The 16,728-nt window shown below is 58.9% G+C and carries 20 protein-coding genes; 6 read left to right on the forward strand and 14 right to left on the reverse strand.

Annotated features, from left to right (window positions below):
* Positions 1 to 6 precede the first annotated feature (6 nt).
* The 5 genes from NBG89_RS03185 to NBG89_RS03205 all read right to left on the reverse strand — a co-directional run bounded on the left by NBG89_RS03185 (position 7) and on the right by NBG89_RS03205 (position 2,891).
* Positions 7 to 471 (reverse strand): hypothetical protein, encoded by a 465-nt coding sequence (locus NBG89_RS03185; protein WP_431321687.1) that lies wholly within the window; start codon positions 469 to 471, stop codon positions 7 to 9.
* The gene (locus NBG89_RS03190; RefSeq protein ID WP_431321688.1) at positions 464 to 1,027 is read right to left on the reverse strand and encodes a type II toxin-antitoxin system HicB family antitoxin; all 564 of its coding nucleotides are present in this window, start codon (positions 1,025 to 1,027) and stop codon (positions 464 to 466) included. The genes NBG89_RS03185 and NBG89_RS03190 overlap by 8 nt, the downstream gene beginning before the upstream one ends.
* Positions 1,024 to 1,275, reverse strand: a complete 252-nt coding sequence (locus NBG89_RS03195) for a type II toxin-antitoxin system HicA family toxin (protein WP_431321689.1) — start codon at positions 1,273 to 1,275, stop codon at positions 1,024 to 1,026. The genes NBG89_RS03190 and NBG89_RS03195 overlap by 4 nt, the downstream gene beginning before the upstream one ends.
* Positions 1,276 to 1,570: 295 nt before the next feature.
* Complete coding sequence (locus NBG89_RS03200; protein WP_431321690.1) at positions 1,571 to 1,789, reverse strand: hypothetical protein; 219 nt, start codon at positions 1,787 to 1,789, stop codon at positions 1,571 to 1,573.
* A 277-nt stretch (positions 1,790 to 2,066) separates the two neighbouring features.
* Complete coding sequence (locus tag NBG89_RS03205; RefSeq protein WP_431321691.1) at positions 2,067 to 2,891, reverse strand: hypothetical protein; 825 nt, start codon at positions 2,889 to 2,891, stop codon at positions 2,067 to 2,069.
* Positions 2,892 to 3,142: 251 nt separating this feature from the next.
* On the opposite strand from NBG89_RS03205, the gene NBG89_RS03210 reads away from it, so the two are divergent.
* Positions 3,143 to 3,403 (forward strand): hypothetical protein, encoded by a 261-nt coding sequence (locus NBG89_RS03210; protein WP_431321692.1) that lies wholly within the window; start codon positions 3,143 to 3,145, stop codon positions 3,401 to 3,403.
* A 15-nt stretch (positions 3,404 to 3,418) separates the two neighbouring features.
* Here NBG89_RS03210 and NBG89_RS03215 read toward each other — a convergent pair whose 3' ends face one another.
* A complete protein-coding gene (locus NBG89_RS03215; RefSeq protein ID WP_431321693.1) occupies positions 3,419 to 3,829 on the reverse strand; it encodes a hypothetical protein in 411 nt (136 codons plus the stop codon).
* Positions 3,830 to 3,984: 155 nt separating this feature from the next.
* Positions 3,985 to 4,284, reverse strand: coding sequence for a hypothetical protein (locus NBG89_RS03220; RefSeq protein ID WP_431321694.1), 300 nt, complete (start codon positions 4,282 to 4,284; stop codon positions 3,985 to 3,987).
* Between the two features lie 384 nt (positions 4,285 to 4,668).
* On the opposite strand from NBG89_RS03220, the gene NBG89_RS03225 reads away from it, so the two are divergent.
* Positions 4,669 to 5,838 (forward strand): hypothetical protein, encoded by a 1,170-nt coding sequence (locus NBG89_RS03225; RefSeq protein ID WP_431321695.1) that lies wholly within the window; start codon positions 4,669 to 4,671, stop codon positions 5,836 to 5,838.
* Between the two features lie 332 nt (positions 5,839 to 6,170).
* On the opposite strand, the gene NBG89_RS03230 is transcribed toward NBG89_RS03225, so the two are convergent.
* Complete coding sequence (locus NBG89_RS03230) at positions 6,171 to 6,386, reverse strand: hypothetical protein (RefSeq protein ID WP_431321696.1); 216 nt, start codon at positions 6,384 to 6,386, stop codon at positions 6,171 to 6,173.
* A 126-nt stretch (positions 6,387 to 6,512) separates the two neighbouring features.
* Here NBG89_RS03230 and NBG89_RS03235 point away from each other — a divergent pair, with 126 nt between their 5' ends.
* Positions 6,513 to 7,334 carry a bifunctional allantoicase/(S)-ureidoglycine aminohydrolase gene (locus NBG89_RS03235; RefSeq protein WP_431321697.1) on the forward strand — a complete coding sequence of 274 codons (822 nt, stop codon included), beginning with the start codon at positions 6,513 to 6,515 and terminating at the stop codon, positions 7,332 to 7,334.
* A 57-nt stretch (positions 7,335 to 7,391) separates the two neighbouring features.
* On the opposite strand, the gene cysN is transcribed toward NBG89_RS03235, so the two are convergent.
* The 3 genes from cysN to NBG89_RS03250 all read right to left on the reverse strand — a co-directional run bounded on the left by cysN (position 7,392) and on the right by NBG89_RS03250 (position 10,692).
* Positions 7,392 to 8,879: a sulfate adenylyltransferase subunit CysN gene (cysN, locus tag NBG89_RS03240; protein WP_431321698.1), complete on the reverse strand. Its 1,488-nt coding sequence runs from the start codon at positions 8,877 to 8,879 to the stop codon at positions 7,392 to 7,394.
* A gap of 1 nt (position 8,880) precedes the next feature.
* Positions 8,881 to 9,834: a sulfate adenylyltransferase subunit CysD gene (cysD, locus tag NBG89_RS03245; protein ID WP_431321699.1), complete on the reverse strand. Its 954-nt coding sequence runs from the start codon at positions 9,832 to 9,834 to the stop codon at positions 8,881 to 8,883.
* Between the two features lie 111 nt (positions 9,835 to 9,945).
* Positions 9,946 to 10,692: a phosphoadenylyl-sulfate reductase gene (locus NBG89_RS03250; RefSeq protein ID WP_431322764.1), complete on the reverse strand. Its 747-nt coding sequence runs from the start codon at positions 10,690 to 10,692 to the stop codon at positions 9,946 to 9,948.
* Positions 10,693 to 11,105: 413 nt separating this feature from the next.
* Here NBG89_RS03250 and NBG89_RS03255 point away from each other — a divergent pair, with 413 nt between their 5' ends.
* Positions 11,106 to 11,552 (forward strand): Rrf2 family transcriptional regulator, encoded by a 447-nt coding sequence (locus tag NBG89_RS03255; RefSeq protein WP_025582218.1) that lies wholly within the window; start codon positions 11,106 to 11,108, stop codon positions 11,550 to 11,552.
* Positions 11,553 to 11,685: 133 nt separating this feature from the next.
* Here NBG89_RS03255 and betA read toward each other — a convergent pair whose 3' ends face one another.
* From betA to betI, 3 genes are all read right to left on the reverse strand, one after another.
* The gene (gene betA / locus NBG89_RS03260; protein ID WP_431321700.1) at positions 11,686 to 13,338 is read right to left on the reverse strand and encodes a choline dehydrogenase; all 1,653 of its coding nucleotides are present in this window, start codon (positions 13,336 to 13,338) and stop codon (positions 11,686 to 11,688) included.
* Positions 13,339 to 13,444: 106 nt separating this feature from the next.
* A complete protein-coding gene (betB, locus tag NBG89_RS03265; RefSeq protein WP_431321701.1) occupies positions 13,445 to 14,914 on the reverse strand; it encodes a betaine-aldehyde dehydrogenase in 1,470 nt (489 codons plus the stop codon).
* Positions 14,911 to 15,510 (reverse strand): transcriptional regulator BetI, encoded by a 600-nt coding sequence (betI, locus tag NBG89_RS03270; RefSeq protein WP_088692369.1) that lies wholly within the window; start codon positions 15,508 to 15,510, stop codon positions 14,911 to 14,913. The genes betB and betI overlap by 4 nt, the downstream gene beginning before the upstream one ends.
* A gap of 141 nt (positions 15,511 to 15,651) precedes the next feature.
* Between betI and NBG89_RS03275 the strand changes: the two genes are divergently transcribed.
* Together NBG89_RS03275 and NBG89_RS03280 are read left to right on the forward strand one after the other, a co-directional pair.
* Positions 15,652 to 16,200 (forward strand): HdeD family acid-resistance protein, encoded by a 549-nt coding sequence (locus NBG89_RS03275; protein WP_088692245.1) that lies wholly within the window; start codon positions 15,652 to 15,654, stop codon positions 16,198 to 16,200.
* Positions 16,201 to 16,384: 184 nt separating this feature from the next.
* Entirely contained in the window at positions 16,385 to 16,627 is a 243-nt protein-coding gene (locus NBG89_RS03280; RefSeq protein ID WP_431321702.1) for a ribbon-helix-helix domain-containing protein, read from the forward strand.
* The last annotated feature ends 101 nt before the right edge of the window (positions 16,628 to 16,728 follow it).

Here is a 16,728-nt window from a genome sequence, read left to right on the forward strand (position 1 = left end):
GAACGGTTAGGCGGATGCTGCACTTTCTGTAGCTTCATCCTCTTCCTCTTTCACCTCTACACGACCACCTACTGGGGGCAGGGGAGGGAACTGCGCACGCATCTGTTGCGCTACGATAGAGGCCAACGAAGCGAAATTGCCCCAAACCGTCGTTTGAGTATATTTCCGGGCGTTTGCGACGATATCTTTATCCGTCATGTTTCTGCAACGAATGCCACAAAAATAGCGGGCGCCGATGGACGTCCGAGCTTCACTCGAATCCTTTTCTGCTTTGCTGATCTCCACCTGCGCAGTGAAAGCGTAGATACTTTCGTCGGTTTCCTTGGGCGGAGTAATCTGAATATGGTAGTGCAAAGCAACTTCGTCGGCGTCTTCGAACGTGGGATCAAAGGCGAGGTCGACGTCAATCAGCGACAGAGCAACCACGGCGGCACTGGGCATGGTCGATTTTTCGGCTGGCTTTTTAGCCATGCATTTTGCCTCGATGAGCGGCAGTAAGGGCTACGAGCGCGCCAGGAACAGCGACATCATAGTCGGTAGCTCCGCCGCTCCATCCGATAACGCGAAAGTCTCTACGGGCTTTATAGTGAAACTCTTCCATCTCCTCTGTTTGACGACTGACCCACTGGAGCATCGCATCTCGATCAATTCGGTCTTTGGATTTGGAAAAGACGCCGTCGATACGCTCAGAGAGCTTTCCACATTCGAGCTTCTCTTCGATTGACGTGCAAATCCACTTGTTGAGTGTCATGCCTTCGTCGGCTGCGCGCATAGCGACGCGCTTGTGGAGATCTGAACCAAGACGGACGTTGAAACTGCCTTTAAATGGTTGCGTGGCCGCGCGGCCTTCCTCTGCGCAATCAACAAGGTAGGCTTCAATCAGATCTTCCAGCGCCTTTTGGGCATCAGAAGCGGCATCGACCTGCGCGACAAGCAGATCGTCGATATGTAGAACTTTGACGAACAGGGCGCCGTCATCGTACTCAACGGAGGCTTGATAGCCTTTGTATTCCACCGTTTTCTTCATATCAAACCCTGCTCTTCCAAAATGTCACGAATTTGCCGAACGAGATATGGCAATATCTCCTTGCCAGGGTGCGGCTCGTGAAATCTAATAATGTGCTTTGTTTTCTCATGCACAAATTTCCGTCCGGCTCCCCCATTCACTGTCTTGTCTTCGTACCCGACGTTGCCGAGTAGCCGGACGAGCTCCTTGTAAGGGAACGGGCCCTTGCACGCTTTGAAGTCCTTTACCAATCGTTCGGCGCGCGACATAGACAGTTACCGAACGTCTATTTCACGGCAACGGTTCCCATGCAACTGAAATTTAGTCGCATAGTAGGCTCGACAATAAGTAGCGATAGTTTCAAGCAAGTTAAAGACCATGACGTTTTAAATGTGGCGCGAATCGCAGCAGCGTAACAACTCATCGTTGGTTTGAAAGAGAGTTCGATTAAAAATCGGTGGATCAGCCTACCGTATTTCGCAAGAGGCTGCTCGCGCTCCGCCTTGATAACGGGTGCACACTGGCCCTCGTCTGTGCATTAGAACCGGCCGCGGCGGCTTGCGATCAGTCACCGAGGCAGAAATCGCACAATGGAATTTCGGGGTCTGTTGCCTGCCAAGAGTGCATCGGATTGTTGCAGTGGAGGCATCTTGTATCCATCCGCTGCATGTCCGCGATGCGCGCTGCTTCCATGGATCTCTCCCACGCCTTAATGGAATTTCGAATGGCATCGTCGCGGCGCTTCATCTCGGCCGCGCGCTCCTCGTCGGTAAAACCGCTCATTTATTGTCCCCCTTGCCCCCATGACGGCCACGAGCGTCTCATACTGCACGTTGCAGTCAAGGATCAGGGAGATCGCCTAAAGGGCGTAGTAGGGCATTTTCGGCCAGCGCTATTTCCACGTTACGCTGGCCGAGGCTGAAAGCCTACGTCGCGGTTGCAAGCCGTGCTCGACGCCCGAGCAGAGTGCCCGAAGCCGACGCCCCAAGATATTCGTAAAATGTCGTAATTTTCGTCTTTGGGCCGCCTCTTCTTACTTTTGCGACCGCCGCACTTGTGATCATGACCAGTCGCCTATCCTGAAGACCACTGAAGTTACGGAGGGTGCTGCAGATAGGAAACTTGTGAACTCTTCGGAGCGAAACATGATCGTGTCTCCTACTTTGTCGGCAGTAATCATTGCATCGAAATAAAGGTCGGGCGCCTGTGAGTCCGTTGGTCCAATCTCGCGCAGCATCAGCCAAATTCTGACGCCTGGCCGCTCGAAGCTGCAATTGCGATTACCACAACCGGCAATTCTATAGCCATTTGTGGTGAAATAACTCTTGATGGAGTTGGGAAAAACAGGATCGCTCTTCGCCTCCTCGAAAGTCGCTCCGCCATGATACGTAAATTGAAAAAGCCACGAATGGCGGGTTGCCATGAGCCAATCGTCGCGAGGCACCGAAGCGATTTTTCCGGAAGTTGACATTGACGCACGGATCTCGTCCCGCAGAGGATAGTAAACTTCGTCGACCGTGTTTTTTTGGTCGATCTTGTGGACTATCACCACGGTTGCAGAAGAATTTAATGACTCGACACATCGGACTTTGAATACGAGGGTGTCGCGTGAAAACGTCACCTCATCAGTTTCGTACATGATCTCCTCGAATTTTTTCGTGCGAGCCCAGTTTCTTACAAACTCAAGGCAAAAAGCACGGTCTCTGTACGGCATGAAGGAGATGGCAGTGTTTGAATAGTTCGCGGATTCGGATGTCGTAAGCTCGGGATTAAAGTATATGTCCGCCTCTCGGACGAGCTTCGTGAAATTCGATTTACCCCAGTTGTAGATGTCGGTAGCCACCAAGGTCATTGACAACGCAAAAAGCCCGGCAATCGAGCTCACGATCCAGTGCTTCCGCACCTGTTCTAGTAGTCCCGAGGTATTTTTGCTGAGAGATTTGGGCTTCTGCAAGAAAGTAAATCCGATTTGAGTTAGACTGGTTTGTGTAACTATCTGTTTTCGCTTATACAGAGCACAAAAGGAATTGATTTTATAGGGTCACAATGAACGGGCGGCGACCGCCCGTCGTCAGTCGAATTATCCAATGATAAAGGCCCCCGCGCTCACGCCACCGGTTACGAACGAAAAGCCGCATGCCAACGCCAACAGATGATCAAATCCTAGAATACACCAGCCAATTCGTCGAGGTCATGCGAGAGGACTTCGAGCGTTCCTTCGGGCTGAGAGAGTTCCGGATCTACGCCGGCGCCGAGTTCGACTTCGACGCCCGCGACATGGATGACGAGCTGGTTCGTGCCATCATCCAACGCTTCGATGCCCATTACGATTTGGCGCGTGCCACATTCGACATGCGCTGGGAATTTCTTGAGTCGTATGTAGAAGCCCAACTGTAGTCCGTTGGGCCGCACCTACGGCGCCATCTGTCCCGTTTCCCACCATTTGCCCGAGCCGCCAGACGACCGTCTGGTCATCTCGGCTGATCGGTCCACGCGCGACACGGTAAACTTCCTGGTGAGGATGTAGGCAATCTTGCCTGCGATTTCGTGGCGCACGCTCTCGCGTTCTTCACAGACCTTGCTGGCCATCAGATATGCTCGCGCCGGCGAGATGCCCAATAGGACGCGCTCGAGTTCCTCCACGAGTTCCATTTCCGTAACGTCCCGATCGCCGTCTTTGAACGACAGCGGAAACATATACTGAGGCGCTATCCGCTCCGCTATCCAGCGGCAGACGCGAAGGTTGCGCCGCTTTCCGACAGACCAGCCGGCATAGTCCCGCATCACACCGCGGCGCTCGCAGGCGAGCGAAATTGCGGTCATGTGTCTGATGCTCTGTTTGGGGGACGGGTGATTGGTCATGCGCATAGCGCCTCTCCTTGAAGAGGTTGCCGACAGCCGCATGATGTCGAGGATTGGGTTTGCGCTCCCGCCCGAGCTGAGGAGGAAATGAACCGCCGCTTAGAAACTGTCAAGCCTCAGGCGCGCGGTAGCTCGTTCCAAGCGTCGAGTCCCGCGTCGGTGAGCATATAGTAGCCGATCCGATCGGGAAATTTCTCCTGCGGGAACGTCTCCAAAAATCCTCTGATCTTGAGCCTTTCTTCCGTATCGGGTCCGCACTCCTTCACGTCACGCCAATGGACCTTAATATTGGGCCCGATGGCCGCGAGGTGCTTCAGCGCCTTGATCTCTCGTTTGCCAAGTTTTGAGCCAGGAATGGTCGCGGCCCATTCGTCGTGAGCTTTAGCCATAAGCCGCATCATGTCTTCTTCGTTCATTGTCTCGGGATCAAAGCCGAGGCTGTCATACCAACGCATCAAAGGATCGTGTGGATTGTCAACGATCGGATATCCACCTTTCCCCTCCCTTGTCGTCGTCCTGGTAGGTTGGCGGTCATCATCCCAGTTCTCTTCGCCGTCTGGCGCAAGCGTAGTGCGCGGAGGAGCAAGTTTCGGGGTGGGACCGGCGCCCGGAAATATCGTAACGACGAGGGATCGAAGGTCGACTTGGACAGCCGCCCCCGTTTTCTCCGCCGCTCGAATGATCTTCTCGACGTCGGACTGACGGAAAGATGCTCGGGTAATATGTCTGGCCTCAATTTGCGATTAACTGGCGTGCGATTTATTGAGATCGGGTGTGTTTCTAATCGCGTGGGGTAGTGGGTGGCTAGGTATCAATGGAATGATATTTCCGTTTTGGCTGAAGACCTGATTGCTTTTGCATGGTCAGCGCCGTTGCGGGACTTGGCAGCCACAATCGGCATCTCCGACGTTGGCTTGAGGAAGCAGATGGTTGGCTACGGCATTCCGTTGCCGCCGCAAGGGTACTGGAACAAGGTAAAGGCGGGGAAACCAGTCCCCTCTATGCCCCGTCCCGAGGACCGAAGGCCTGGCCAGACGGGTAGGATAACAGTCGATAAGCGCTTCGAAGAGGTCATTCCGGTTGCCCAACCGATCTCTTCCAAAGGCCCTTTCAGCTCGAAGGCTGTCCCCGAAAGCTTAGACGAGTTGTATCTGCAGGAGCTGTCTGCCATCGGCAGGATCGCGGTCCCCAAGTCACTTGAACGACCACATCCTGGTCTGATGCGATTGTTGCGAGCCGAAGAAAAAAGGCGAATGAAATTCGCGGCCAACCGCTGGAGTTATGATGCTCCGCGATTTGATACGCCGTTAGCCAACCGCCAATTGCGATTCATGAGCGCGTTATTCTCAGCACTCTCAAACCGAGGCCACGATGGGTGGGTGCGCGAGAACGATGGGCAATTTGATATAACTATCCAGATCGGTGATACCCACATTGGGGTGGAAATAGCTATTTCGGGTAAGGTCGGCCGCCGCCCGCCCCAACGACTAACCAAAGATTTGCCGGTCACGACTCCACTTACGCTGTACTTGCGCCCCGGTTTTGACAGGGTCATTTCAAAGAGTTGGAGTGACGACCGAGAAGGCAAGTTAGAGGATAAAATTGCTTCCATTGCGGCATCACTTATAGTCGCAGGCGAAGCGCGTTTCCGTGAGCTGTTGCGGGAACATGAAGCCTGGGATGAGCGGAGACGTACCGAGGAAGAGAAGGCACGGCTTAAGCGGATCGAGGAAATGAACCTCGCACGTTTAAACAACCTCAAGACTTCGGGAGAGCTTTTGCGCCAGGCGCAGGATATCCGTGCGCTTGTTGATCGCGTTCGCCTGGCGATGTTAGAAAGCGCAGTGGAGATAGATCCATCCGCGTTAACCGATTGGGAGCGGTGGGCGCTTTCAGAAGCAGATAAACTTGATCCCGTTCTGTCTGGTCAATTCCTCAGCCACCTTCACGTATCGTCTGATGAGGAGTGAAGGCGGCATATTCCCATGTGGATCCTCTGCGGATCTTGACAACGCCCCCGTTTGATCGGAACGGCAGAGGAGAACAAACCCGTCTTGCGGACCGTTTGCGGACCGATTGAATGGACAGAACCGGAACAGACAGCGATCATGTGAATCTGCTTGTCCCGGAAATGGTGGGTTTTCGCGAAGCCATCGCCGTTCGGGACGTGGGGGTCGAGTGTTCGAATCACTCCACTCCGACCAGCCGAAAAGCCCGCGAAAGCGGGCTTTTTTCTTTTGCCGCCGCCGATCTTCATTGTGGCCATTTGAGCAGGGGCCCGCGCCGGCGCCTGCGGTTGCTCCTATACGCCGAGGATGGCATCGATCTCGGCAATCAGCGCGCCGTAGGTCTCGATATGCCGGTAGTATTCGTTGCGGATCTGCTCGGTGATATCGGAGAGCGGCCCGGTTCCCTCGGCGCGAAAGTGTTTCACGTCATTCTCGGTCATGGATTTGAGGTTGTCCTCGTATTCCTTGACCTTCTGAACATAGTCTTCCCGAAGTTTTTCCAGACTCATCGTGTCCTCCTGGGCGGCCTGCCGCCGCGGACATTCTGCCGCGTGGTCGCGGCAATCAAAAGGTTGCCTAGAAGAGATGCGGCGCTTAAAGCAGATTGACAATCCCGGCGGGTGAAAAGTGAACCAATGAGCAGCTCGAACTTCTATTCCAACATGGGCGGCCTGCCGCCGCAGACCGAACTCCTCTCCAGCAAGGCCGTGTTCACGACAGCCTATGCCGTCATCCCCCGCAGCGTGATGACTGACATCGTCACCAGCTATTTCCCGCACTGGGAAGGCACGCGTGCCTGGGTGATCTCCCGCCCGCTGACTGGCTTTTCCGAGACGTTCTCGCAATACATCATGGAAGTGCAGCCGGGCGGCGGCAGCGATCGGCCGGAGCCGGAAAAGCGCGCCGAAGGCGTGCTCTTCGTCGTAGAGGGCGAGATGATCGTCGACTTCGATGGTGCGTCGCATGCCATGCGTCCGGGCTCCTTCGCCTTCCTGCCCGCCGGTTCCCGCTGGACATTGTGGAACAAGAGCACGGCACCGGTGAAGTTCCACTGGATCCGCAAGGCCTTCCAGGAGGTCGAAGGGCAGGAGCCGCCACCGGCGATCTTCACGCACGAGGAACAGCATCCGCCGCAGCCGATGCCCGATACGGACGGCGCCTGGGCCACGACCCGCTTCATCGATCCGGCCGATCTTCGCTACGACATGCACGTCACCATCGTCACCTTCGAGCCCGGCGGCGTCATTCCCTTCATGGAAACGCATGTCATGGAGCACGGCCTCTATGTGCTTGAGGGCAGGGCCGTCTATCGTCTCAACAAGGATTGGGTCGAGGTCGAAGCGGGCGACTTCATGTGGCTGCGCGCCTTCTGCCCGCAGGCCTGCTATGCCGGGGGTCCCGGCCGCTTCCGCTATCTGCTCTACAAGGATGTCAATCGCCACATGCCGTTGTGGTAGGCGCAGAGCGACGAACTAGAATGAGAAACGGGGCCGATTTGGCCCCGTTTTCGTTGCTTAAATGTCACTTGCGGCGTTCGACCAGAGATCGGCGGCCTGGGCGGCAGTCATGCGCCGGACCTCCGCCTCGTGGCGACGGTTGGCGAAGAGTTCGCTCGCCATGATCTGGTCGGCGAGGTCGGCCGGCAGCGATAGGATCACGCGGGCGTCGCCGCCGTGGATGCCGCCGAGTTCGCTGCGCTTTCCGCTGACCATCCCGCCGGCCACCGTGTTGTTGGTGTCGGGGTCGATCAGGATGAACGAGCCGGATGCACGGTTCTGCTCGTAAGGGTCGAAGATCGCCTGTTCGTCGAAGGCGAGGCGCACCTTGCCGATCGCATTCATGTAGAGCGTATCGACAGGAGCCCAGGCGCCCGTCTTGAGCTCAAGCTGCGCCACCGGCTGCACCTGCACACGCTGGCGGCGGCTGCCGCTCTTCAGCCAGTAGCGCTTGCCGGCTTCGATGCCTTCCGGCTGCAGCGCGACGATCTGGGCGTCGAAAGCAAGGCCAACCTGCGGCTGACTGTCGATCGAAACGATCATGTCGCCGCGCGCGACGTCCACTTGCCGGTCGAGAACCAGCGTGATCGCGTCACCGGCAACGGCGGCGTTACGCACCAGATCAAAGGTGACGATCTTGGAGACGTTGGCGACCATGCCCGACGGCAGGATCATGACGCTGTCACCCGGCTTGACGGAGCCGCCGGCGACGGTGCCCTGGTAGCCGCGGAAGCTTTCGCCGGGGCGCGACACGCGCTGCACCGAGAAACGGAAGCCGGTCGCCTGCGAGGAGCGGACGGTGGCAAGCTCAAGCGTCTCGACCAGCGTCGGGCCGGCATACCACGGCATCGACGCTTCGCCGGAATAGACGACGTTCTCGCCCTTCAGGGCCGACATCGGGATCGCGGTGATCTGCTTGACGCCGAGCGACAGCGCGAATTCGCGGAACTCGTGCGTGATCTTCTCGAAGCCGGAACGGTCATAGTTCGTCAGATCGATCTTGTTGACGGCAAGCACGAACTGCTTGATGCCGAGCAGCGAGGCGATCGTCGCGTGGCGACGCGTCTGCTCCAGAATGCCGGCGCGAGCGTCGACCAGTAGCACCGCGAGATCGGCAGTGGATGCGCCGGTCGCCATGTTGCGGGTGTACTGCTCGTGGCCGGGCGTGTCGGCAACGATGAAGGAGCGCTTGTCGGTCGAGAAGTAGCGATAGGCGACATCGATGGTGATGCCCTGTTCGCGCTCGGCCTGCAGGCCGTCGAGCAGCAGTGCGAAATCGGGCAGGCCGAGATCGTTCTGCTTGCCGGTGGAATCGCGTTGAAGCGTGGCAGCCTGGTCTTCCTTGACGGCCTTGGTATCCCAGAGCAGGCGGCCGATCAGGGTGGACTTGCCATCATCGACACTGCCGCAGGTGATGAGGCGCAGCGGTCGCGAGTCGCGGGTCGCCGTCGCAGGTTCTGCGGCGGGCACGGCGAGGACGTGTGCGGCGGTTACGGCTGCGGTCATCTCAGAAATATCCTTCACGCTTCTTTTTCTCCATGGAGCCGGACTGGTCGCGGTCGATGGCGCGGCCCTGGCGTTCGGAGACAGTGGCAATTTCGAGTTCGGCGATCACGTCTTCGAGCGTGGCCGCTTTCGATGGGATGGCGCCCGTCAGCGGAAAGTCGCCAAGGGTGCGGAAACGGATCATGCCTTCCTGGCGCACTTCGCCGGGAAGCAGCTCCAGCCGAGGATCCTCGGCAAGGATCATCATGCCGTCGCGCTCAACATAGGGGCGCTTCTTGGCGTAGTAGAGCGGTACCAGCGGAATATCTTCGGCCTGGATGTAGCGCCAGATGTCGACTTCGGTCCAGTTCGAGAGCGGGAAGACACGAACGCTTTCGCCCTTGCGGATCTGGCCGTTGTAGATGTTCCAGAGTTCCGGGCGCTGGTTGCGCGGATCCCAGCGATGGTCGGGCGTGCGGAAGGAATAGATGCGCTCCTTGGCGCGGCTGGCCTCCTCGTCGCGTCGCGCACCGCCGAAAGCGGCATCGAACTGGCCGGCATCGAGCGCCTGGCGAAGGCCTTCGGTCTTCATGATGTCGGTGAAGGCTGCCGAGCCATGGGTAAACGGTGTCACGTTTTCAGCCGCACCGCGCGGATTGATATGCTCGATCAGGTCGAGGTCATATTTCTTCGCGGTTTCATCGCGGAAGGCGATCATCTCGCGGAATTTCCAGCCGGTGTTGACGTGCAGCAGCGGGAAGGGGACGCGACCGGGATAGAACGCCTTGCGCGCCAGATGCAGCAGGACCGACGAGTCCTTGCCGATCGAGTAGAGCATGACGGGGCGTTCGAATTCAGCGGCGACCTCACGGAAAATGTGAATCGCTTCGTTTTCGAGTGCCTTCAAATGCGGGTCGAGCGGCGGCTTCGTGCTCCGGGGATTGTTGAGTTCCGTATCCGGACGGCTATCGGGCATTTCTAACTCCAGACTTCAATCATTCCAGGAAGGGAGGCCTCCGGAACAAGGTGCATTTCCGACTTCGAGGAGCGCAGGCGGAAGCCGCGCTCCGATCCCGAAATCGACGGGTTACTGTTGTGCGGGAATCGCCGAGGCCTCTTCAGCCACGTGCAGACCGCATTCGCGCTTCTCGTCCTGTTCCCACCACCAGCGGCCGGCACGTTCCGGCTCGCCGGGTTTGATCGCCCGGGTGCAGGGTTCGCAACCGATCGAGGGGTAGCCACGGGCATGTAGTGGATTGACCGGCACGCCATTGTCGGCGACGTAGGCCTTGATGACGTCGATGTCCCAATCGGCCAGCGGGTTGACCTTTAAAAGGTGGCGCTCGGCGTCATACTCGGCGAACGGCGTCTCCGCGCGGTTGGCCGATTGGCCGCGGCGCAGACCGGTGATCCAGATGGTTGCCCCATCGAGTGCGCGCGCAAGCGGCTTCAGCTTGCGCACGCCACAACAGGCATGCCTGGCTTCGACACTCTCGTAGAAACCGTTGAGGCCGTATTTCGCGGCATAGGCGTCGATGTCGGCCTGTTCCGGCTCGTAGCGGCTGATGCGGATGTCGTACTGCTTCTCGGTCTCGTCGATCAGGGCGAGCGTCTCCGGAAACAGTCGTCCGGTCTGCAGTGTCACCACGTCGATCGGCAGGCGGTGGTTGCCGATTTCGGCGGTGATGACCTGGTCCTCGATGCCGAGAGAGCTAGTGAAGACGACGCGGCCGCCGAGACCGGCAACGAGCGACAGGCGCCCCGCCAGGTCAAGGCCTGCGAGTTTCGCGTTCAGCGTTTCCGCCTCAGCGTTTGGATTGGCAGCAACAGTCATGGGGATCCTGTCCTTGATGTTGGCCGGAGTATCGCAGGTCAGGCTTGGATCGGACAGAAAAACGCATTTCGAAAGCAGGCGCGATAGGAGCAAATATCTCTCCTCGGCCGCTGCAATGCGGAAAAGCAGCCGCACCGGCGATGTTTTGCCGACGGTCAGCCCAATTCTCTATTGATTTAGTAGAGTAACACGTTGCCTGTCAATCGGAAATGTGAATTGATGACATCAGGGGCGCATTTTGGCGTAAATTTAGGGTATTGGCTGAGGTGGAAAAACAAGGCCAAAAAACCTTGTCTCTCAAAGGTTTCGCAGGTTTGTTCAAATTCCGTTCATGCTGCGCATGCCATAGAGGCAGGATCGAGCTTGCTGCGGGTTGGCGATTCCGCCCGCCATGTGTGTGTCGACGGTTAAAAATGATTACGCAGAAAGCAAAATATGCGCTGAGAGCGCTGACGGTATTGGCTGAAGCCGAGGACGGCGAACCTGTGATGATCTCCGACATCGCGGCGCAGCAGAAGATACCGAAAAAGTTCCTCGAACAGATCCTGCTCGACCTGAAGCACCAGGGCATCGTCGTCAGTCGTCGCGGCAAGACGGGCGGTTATCTCCTGCTCAAGCCGGCCGACATGATCACTTTCGGCGAAGTGCTACGCATCATCGACGGCCCGATCGCGCCGCTTCCCTGCCTCTCGATCACCGCCTATAGAAAATGCGATGACTGCGACGGCGAGCAGAACTGCGAGATCCGCCACGTCTTCGCCAAGGTGGCCGACGCCACCCGCAAGGTGCTGTTCTCGACCACGATCGCTGATGCCGTTGCTCCCGCGAAGGGCGCGCAGGTTACTCGCCTGTTGGCCTAGGGCGCTCCTCGACAGACCCATGGTGTTCCGCCACCGGTGTTGCGCGAATTGCGGATGCCGGGGCGCTCGCGAAGGCGGTCGGCAATGGTCACCCGTCACCGGGGTCGGCTTTATCTGATGGCGATCAGCGGTCCTACCGATCGCTCACTTCCCAGCGCGGATTGATCCACGGCTCCTGGTTGGAGCGCGGCAGCGGTTGCTTGCCGAGGATATGGTCGGCTGCCTTCTCGCCGGTCATGATCGACGGGCCGTTGAGGTTGCCGTAGGTGACATGCGGGAAGATCGACGAGTCGGCGACGCGCAACCCATCTACACCGATGACGCGCGTTTCGGGATCGACGACAGCCATCGGGTCGGTCTTTGCGCCCATCTTGCAGGTGCCGCAGGGGTGATAGGCGCTTTCCAGATGCTCGCGCAGGAAGGCGTCGATCTCCTCGTCGGTCTGCACCTTCTCGCCCGGCTGGATCTCCGGTCCGCGATAATGGTCGAACGCCTTCCGACCAAAGATCTCGCGGGTGAGCCGCACGCAATGGCGGAACTTCTCCCAGTCCTCCGGATGGCTCATATAGTTGAAGCGAATGACCGGGTCGGCCTTGGGGTCCGAGGAAGCCAGCGTAACGTTGCCGCGCGACTTCGACAGATTATAGCCGACATGCACCTGGAAGCCATGGCTTTTGGCCGCCGCCTTGCCGTCATAGCTGATCGCCACCGGCAGGAAGTGGTACTGGATGTCAGGTTGCTTGACGCCGGGCGCCGAGCGCAGGAAGGCGCAGGCCTCGAACTGGTTCGAGGTGCCGAGCCCCGACTTGGTCAGCATCCATTGCGCGCCTGCGACCCCCTGCCAGAACCAGGGAAGCCAGGAATAGAGTGAGACCGGCTTGGTGCTGACCTGCTGGAAGTAGAACTCCATGTGGTCCTGCAGGTTGGCGCCGACGCCCGGCCGGTCGGCCTTTACCTCGAGCCCCATCTCCTGCAGATGCGCGCCCGGCCCGACGCCTGAGAGCATCAGGAGCTTCGGCGAATTGAAGGAGGAGGCCGAAACGATGACCTCGCGATTGGCCTTGACGATCTCGACTTTGCCGCCGCGCTCGATCTCGACGCCGGTCGCCCGGCCGTTCTCGATCACCACCTTGTGGGCGTGGCCATAGACGACCTCGACGTTCGGCCGCTTCAGCGCCGGTTTCAGATAGGCTGAAGCAGCCGACCAGCGGCGACCGCCGAAAATGGTCTGCTCCATCAGCCCGAAGCCTTCCTGTTTCGAGCCGTTGTAATCCTCTGTCGCCTCGAAGCCCGCCTGCTTGCCGGCTTCGATGAAGGCGTGGAACAGCGGGTTGCGGAAGACGCCGCGCTGAACGTGTAGTGGTCCGTCCTTGCCGCGCCAGCCTTCCTCACCGCCATGGCTGTGCTCCATCCGCTTGAAGTAGGGGAGAACGTCGGCATAGGCCCAGCCTTGCGCGCCGAGCTCTTCCCAGCGGTTATAGTCCTCGGCGTGGCCGCGCACATAGACCATGCCGTTAATCGAGGAGGAGCCGCCGATCACCTTGCCGCGCGGCGCGGTGATACGCCGGTTATTCAGGTTCGGCTCGGGCTCGGAGAGATAGCCCCAGTTGTAGCGCTTCATGCTCATCGGCCAGGCAAGCGCCGCCGGCATCTGGATGAAGGGCCCGAAATCGGAGCCGCCCGCCTCGATGACAATGACGGTGTTCTTGCTGTCTTCCGAAAGCCGGTAGGCGAGGGCGGAGCCCGCCGAGCCGGAGCCGATGATAACGAAATCTGCCTGCTGCATGATGTGCTTCTTTTCCGATTCCCCGCCTCATCCTAGGATCGGCTGGAGAGCCGACCGGGACGAAGCGAAATTGAATGCTACCTGCCGGGACTGGCCGCTTGCTGCCTCAATAAGGCGCTTGCACCGGCCCCATGCCGACATATACCGTCTTCAGCTCCGAATAGTGCTCCAGCGCGGCCAGCGAATTCTCGCGTCCGAAGCCGGATTGCTTGGAGCCGCCGAACGGGATTTCGACAGGGCAGAGGTTGTAGGTGTTGATCCACAGCGTGCCGGCCTCGAGCTGGTCGACGACGCGATGGGCGCGCGTCAGGTCGGCGGTGAAGACGCCGGCGGAGAGGCCGAATTCCGTCGCGTTGCCGCGGGCGATCACCTCGGCTTCGTCGTCGAAATCGAGCACGCACATCACAGGCCCGAAGATCTCCTCGCGGGCAATCGTCATCTCGTCGGTGACATTAGCAAAGACGGTCGGCTGCACGTAGTACCCCTCGCCGGAGACATTGTTCGGAATGCCGCCTCCAGTGATAAGGGTCGCGCCCTCGGCCTTGCCCTTCTCGATGTAGGAGAGAACCTTGTCGCGTTGCGCCCAGGATACCATCGGCCCGAGCTGCGTTGACTCGTCCATCGGATCGCCGATCGCGATCGCCTCGGTGCGGGCCTTCAGGCGCTTCAGGAATTCCGCCTTGATCTTCCGCTGTACGAAGACGCGCGTGCCGTTCGAGCAGACCTGTCCGGTCGAATAGAAATTGCCGAGCATCGCGCCGCCGACGGCGCTATCGATATCGGCGTCGTCGAAGACAACAAGCGGCGACTTGCCGCCGAGCTCCATGGTCACATGCTTGAGGCTGCCGGCCGCCGCCGCGGCGACCTTGCGGCCCGTCGGAACCGAGCCCGTCAGCGACACCTTGGCGACGTCAGGGTGGTTGACCAGCAGCGGCCCCGTCTCGCGATCGCCCTGGATGACGTTGTAGAGACCCTTCGGCAGGCCGGCTTCGTGAAGGATTTCGGCAATGGCAAGCGCGCCGAGCGGTGTGTTTTCCGATGGCTTGAAGACCATGGCATTGCCGGCTGCGAGCGCCGGTGCACCCTTCCAGCAAGCGATCTGCTGCGGATAGTTCCAGGCGCCGATACCGACGCAGACACCGAGCGGCACGCGCTTGGTGTAGGCAAAATCACCACCGAGCGGGATGTAGGAGCCGTTGAGGCCGGCAGCCGCGATGCCGCCGAAGAACTCGAAGCTGTCGGCGCCCGATGTCGGGTCGGCGACGATCGTTTCCTGGATCGGCTTGCCGGTATCCAACGTCTCGAGTTCCGACAGTTCGCGGTTGCGCTCGCGAATGAGGTCGGCGGCTCGCTTCAGGATGCGGCCGCGTGCGGTCGGGCTCATCGCCGCCCATTTAGGCTGGGCGCGCTTGGCTGCCGCGATCGCCTTTTCGACAATGGCGGGCGTTGCCGCGTGCAGCCGGGCGATGACCTCGCCGGTCGCCGGATAGATGCTTTCGATGACGCTACCGGCTTCATCCTCGACATACTCGCCGTCGATGAAATGGGAGGCTTTCGGCTGGGCTTTGAGGGTCACTGGATCTGTCCTTTCGCAAGGGCGGCAAGCTGTGAATTGATGTAGTCTTCGGTAAGCGCGATCGATGCCTCGATGCTGACTGGCGCAGACCTCAGACTTTGGCGGATGTAGAGCCCGTCGATCATCGCAGCCGCGCCTTCGGCGATGCGTTCTGCGGCATTGTGAGGGCAGAGCGCTTTAAGGTTGGCGAGCAGGTTCGACCGCAGACGGCGGGCATAGATGACAAGGAAGCGTCGGGTTTCCTCGGAACGCTGCGCCTCGGCATAGAAGGCGAGCCAGGCGGCAATCGTAGCTGGCGCGAACTGGTCGGCCTGGAAGCTGACCCGGATGACGGCGGAAAGCTTCTCGCGCGGCGCATCCGCCGCCTTTAGCGCCGTCACCGCATCGTCGCGCAGCTGCTTTAGAAGAGAGCGGACGGTCTCGATCAGCAGCTGTTCCTTGCTGCCGAAGTAATGATGCGCCAGTGCCGCTGATACACCGGCCTGCCGGGCAATTTCGGACATGGTAACAGCAAGCGAGCCTTGATCGCCGATCACGCGCAGCGCGGCATCAACGAGCGCCTTGCGGCGAATCGGCTCCATTCCGACCTTGGGCATCGCATCACTCCTGAAGATGGTAGCAAGTATAATTTTGATTGACTGATCAATCAATAAAAATCTGTTGGCGAGTCCGAAAACCTAACCCCTTCCAATTCCGTGTTTTTGCGGCATATTCTTGTATCAACCAGGAGGTGTGCCATGGCAGACATGTCTGATCGACTAAGCTTTTCATCTCTGCAATCGAAATGGGGCTGGTTCGCCGTACTTGGCGCACTGCTGATCGTCTGCGGCCTGATCGCATTGGCGAACGTTGCGCTCGCGACCGTTGTGTCCGTCTACTATGTCGGAATACTGATGCTGATAGGCGGCATCGTCTATCTGGTTCACGCGTTTCAGGTGAGAACCTGGGGGCAGGTGCTGGTTTGGGCTCTGAGCGGTGTTCTTTATGTGTTGGCCGGCTTTTTTGCCTTCGAGAATCCCCTTCTGGCATCGGCCGTATTGACGCTGTTTCTTGCGATCGCCTTGCTGATCGCGGGCGTGTTCCGCACCTGGGTCGGCTGGCGCATGCGTCCGGTCAGGGGTTGGGGCTGGGTTCTTGTCAGCGGGATCATTACCGCGCTGGCCGGGGTTGTGATTGCCACTGGATGGCCCGTCAACAGCCTCTGGGTCCTTGGCCTTTTCTTGGCCTGCGACCTTCTCATCCAGGGCTGGTCGATGCTTGCCTTCGGTCTGGCCGTCCGTCGCTGAGTTATGCCCGCAATTCACAGGCTCACATCACGGACTGTTTCCTTTTTGACAAGTATGTGAGTGGGGGCTAAAATTTCAGCACGAAGAGGCAGCCGAGGCGGCGGCGCGCGTCGGTAATGCCGTGGACGGATTAACCGTCCCCTGACCGGGCATACGTGCCCCACGAGGTAAAGGGAGGAATCTCATGCCGATGGTCACCGTATCCATTTCACCGTTGCAGGCTGCCGACATCCGGGCCGCCGTTGACAACGGGAGTTACGCATCGAGCAGCGAGGTCGTGCGCGAGGCCCTGCGCATGTGGGACGCCGCCCGCAAACTTGGCGGATACCACGAAGACATGTTCGATCAGGGCAGAGGCCCCCATGGCGGCCGGTGCGTCGCTGACATGTTCGCCGATCATGAGGCTGAGAACAGGCGGACAGCCTGACCAAGCCATTGATTGATCGATAAAATTCGATCGAAAAAGGCCGGGCTTTCACAAAAATTTCACATTCGGGAAAGGGTTCGTTGATCCTTCTCCGCCAGTCT

Source organism: Rhizobium sp. YTU87027, from assembly GCF_050644135.1.
In the GTDB taxonomy this organism is placed as follows: domain Bacteria; phylum Pseudomonadota; class Alphaproteobacteria; order Rhizobiales; family Rhizobiaceae; genus Rhizobium.